Annotated in this window: 2 protein-coding genes; both read left to right on the top strand. The window is 53.1% G+C overall.

Annotated elements, in window-relative coordinates; all coding sequences use genetic code 11:
• On the top strand, nucleotides 1-668 hold a 668-nt coding region (locus WKK33_RS00120), incomplete at its 5' end, for an AraC family transcriptional regulator (RefSeq protein WP_337931959.1).
• A gap of 188 nt (nucleotides 669-856) precedes the next feature.
• Nucleotides 857-3,394: a glycoside hydrolase family 31 protein gene (locus WKK33_RS00115; RefSeq protein ID WP_337931958.1), complete on the top strand. Its 2,538-nt coding sequence runs from the start codon at nucleotides 857-859 to the stop codon at nucleotides 3,392-3,394.
• The last annotated feature ends 249 nt before the right edge of the window (nucleotides 3,395-3,643 follow it).

Raw genomic sequence — 3,643 nt, 5'->3', positions numbered from 1 at the left:
CCACTCCACGCGAGGTGAAGGAATTGGCTTTGCCTGACGGAAAATCGCTCACCACGGGCATCAATACGGTTTATCGGGATCGGGAGGGAGCCATCTGGCTTGGCACCTACCACGATGGCCTCATCTATGTTTCGCCCATGCTGGGCCTCTTCTTTACGATCGACCAGCCTTGGTGGCAAACAGGATGGGCGATAGCCGGCCTTGTCGTTTTCCTGGTGGTTTTGGTGGGGGGCGCGCTTCTTTACCGCCTTCGGAGAAGAGATAGAAATGTAATAATAAATAACCCTTCGGCCAACGCTGATCCGTCCTTGGCAGATGGCTGCCAGCTGCCGGAAACAGCCAAGGAGGTCCTTGGTGAGCCCAAACTGATCCTACAGGTTCGTTCGTTGGTGGAGCAGCATCTGGAGGATGGCGAGTATGGCGTGGAACAATTGGCCCACGATCTCTGCATGGAGCGGACGGGACTTTACAAAAAGCTGACGGCGCTGACCGACACCACCCCTGTGGCATTTATCCGGAGCGTCCGCCTTCGTCGCGCGGCGGTCTTGCTGCAGGAAGGCACGCTCACCGTGAACGAAATTGCGGAGCGCACGGGCTTCAGCTCGCCCAGCTATTTCACCAAATGCTTTAAGAAGGAATTTGGCGTGTTACCATCCGAATACAGGTAAACCCCAAATCGAGCCCGAATGGCCCTAAAAAGGCCTCTTTTAGGTATGATTCAACAAATGTACCACTCAAATCATCATTTGTTTTATCCCTTTTCCAGCAATTAGCATCACCTTTGCAACCGACAAACATAGCTTATGTTTTTTAGGACAGGAACAATTACAAACCCTATAACACAAAAACCAAAAGTATGCTAAAGCATTTATCCCTCATGGCCCTCTTGGGCATTGCAACTGTTGGCGTTCCCTGCCAACTCGCTGCCAAAAGCGTAAAGGTGGCAAGCCTTCGCCAGGGCGTCTCTGCCAAGGTGGTGACCCGCCAGGTGGCCCAGCAGAACGTAACCATTGAGTTCTATTCTCCCTCCATCGTCCGTATCATGAAATGTGACGCCAACCAAGGTGCCTCCGTTCAGAAGAAGAGCTATTCGGTTGTGTTGAAGCCTCGGCAGACAAAGGACATACAAATAGAGGAAAACGGCGAAATTGTAAACATTAAGTCGAGCCTTTTCTCTGTTGAGTTGAACCAGCAGACCGGCGAAATACGCTTCCTTTCGAAGGATGGAAAACTGCTGCTTACCGACACCCAGACCCGCCTGGAAGCACGCAAGGATGAAGCCAACAAGGGCAAGTACCGCATTGAGCAGGACTTCCGCCTTGCCGACGACGAGGCCATCTATGGCCTGGGGCAGCTGCGTGATGTTCACATGAACCAGCGTGGCCGACAAAACATTGAGCTTTGGAACCACAACACCTATATAGCCATTCCCTATTTCACCAGCGAGAAGGGCTATGGACTTTACTGGGACAATGCTGGAAAGACCTATTTCAACGATGTCGTTGCGTCGAAGGACCATGGCGGCCAACCATCGCGCACATCCTTCACCAGTGAGGTGGGAACCTGCGCCGACTACTATTTCATGTATAAGGATGGCACGCAGGATGGCGTCATCGCCAGCATCCGCGAACTGACCGGCCAGGCTACCATGTTCCCGAAATGGGCGATGGGCTTCTGGCAATGCCGGGAGCGCTATAAGACCAGCGATGAACTAGCGGGCGTGTTGGACAAGTATCGCGAGCTGAAGATTCCCACCGATGCCATCGTGCAAGACTGGCAGTATTGGGGATGCGACTCCAACTGGAACGCTATGAAATTCCAGAATCCCTACTACATCAATAAGGTGGCCGACCCCGCCTACGCCAAGTATCTTCCTACCGACATGAAGCAGATGAAGGCGCAGGGTGAACCCCGCCTGAAGAGTCCGGAGGAAATGGTGAAATATGTTCATAAGAACAATGCCCACCTGATGATTTCCATCTGGGCAAGTTTCGGCCCCTGGACGGAGCAGTATCGTGAGCTGAAGAAGATAAACGCCCTCCTTCCTTTCGAAACGTGGCCCCAAAATAGTGGCGTGATGCCATACGATGTGTTCAACCCGAAGGCCCGCGACCTCTATTGGAAATATCTCACCCATCTCTACCAAATGGGCTTCGATGCCTGGTGGACCGACTCTTCGGAGCCCGACCATTTTGAGAAGCCCGGCGACGAGAACTACCAGACCTACGACGGTTCATGGCTGGGCGTGAAGAACGCCTTCCCCTTGCTGCACAACAAGAGCATCTACGAGCACCAGAGAGCGAAGAAGGGCAACACAAAGCGTTCGCTCCAGATGACCCGAAGCGCCACCTTCGGCATTCAGCATTATGGCACCATCTGCTGGAGCGGCGACGTGGTGGCCTCCTGGAACGAGATGAAGAACCAGATTCCATCGGGCTTGAACTTCTCGCTCTGCGGCATCCCGTTCTGGAACACCGACCTGGGTGGGTTCTTCTACTGGGAGTTTGAGCAGAACGCCAAGAACCCTGCCATCCAGGAATTGCAGACCCGCTGGATGCAGTGGGGAACGTTCATGCCCATGATGCGCAACCACTGCTCGTCGCCTATGGTAAGCGAACTGTATGCGTTTGGAAAGCAGGGCGACTGGGCGTACGACGCCATGATCAAGACCATCAAGCTGCGTTATCGCCTGCTGCCCTACATCTACAGCACGGCAGGCGACTGTGTGCAGAACAGCGGAAGCATGATGCGTGCCCTGGTGATGGATTATGCCGCCGACAAGAAGGCTTCACGCCTGAACGACGAGTATCTCTTCGGCCGCAACATACTGGTGAAGCCGGTGACCGACCCCTTATACACCTGGAAGGACAAGGACAAGAAGGGCCACACCATCTATCCTGATGTAAGGAAGGCGGCAGCGCCCGTGAATGTATACTTGCCTAAGGGCAACAAGTGGTATGACTTCTGGAGCAACGCCCTGTATGAGGGTGGGCAGGACATCCAGCGCCTTTGCCCCATCAACATCATGCCTGTATTCATCAAGGCTGGCACCATCCTGCCGTTCGGCCCCGAGGTGCAGTATAGTTCGGAGAAGCCTTGGGACGAGTTGGAGATCCGTGTCTATCCTGGCGCCGACGGAACGTTCACGCTCTATGAGGACGAGGGCGACAACTACAACTACGAGAAGGGCAAGTTCTCTGAAATAAAGTTTACCTGGAACGAAGCGGGCAGAACCCTGACCATCGCCCCTCGCAAGGGCAGCTATAAGGGAATGCTCCAGCGTCGACAATTCCACATCGTGCTGGTGGGTGCCAACAGTGGCGCTGGCGATCAGCCTATGCAGGCAACCAAGAGTGTGGAATATGATGGAAAAACTGTTGAAATACAGTTGTGAGATCTACTGTTTTAACCCTAATCGTCATTAGATCTCAATGCTTGTTAGTGCTTGTTTCGAGCATCTTTGTTAGTGTTTGTTTCGAGCATCTTGCTTCCTTTCGCGCCCAAAGTCATAACCCGCTATGGCTTTGGGCGCGAACGTTTCTCCCACCGATCGCACAGATGCCAGATGCCATTCGGGGTGCTTTTATCTAAAAAGAATGACTAAAAAAGCAAAAAATAGCAGATTTGGGCTTTTGTTTTGAGT

Origin of the sequence: Hallella sp. (genome assembly GCF_037460745.1) — a bacterium.
Taxonomy (GTDB): domain Bacteria; phylum Bacteroidota; class Bacteroidia; order Bacteroidales; family Bacteroidaceae; genus Prevotella; species Prevotella faecis.
This window is presented reverse-complemented; position numbering and strand designations above follow the sequence as displayed.

Coding starts and splice junctions, on each gene's coding strand:
- WKK33_RS00115 (WP_337931958.1), top strand. CDS start 857: ATGCTAAAGCATTTATCCCTCATGGCCCTCTTGGGCATTGCAACTGTT.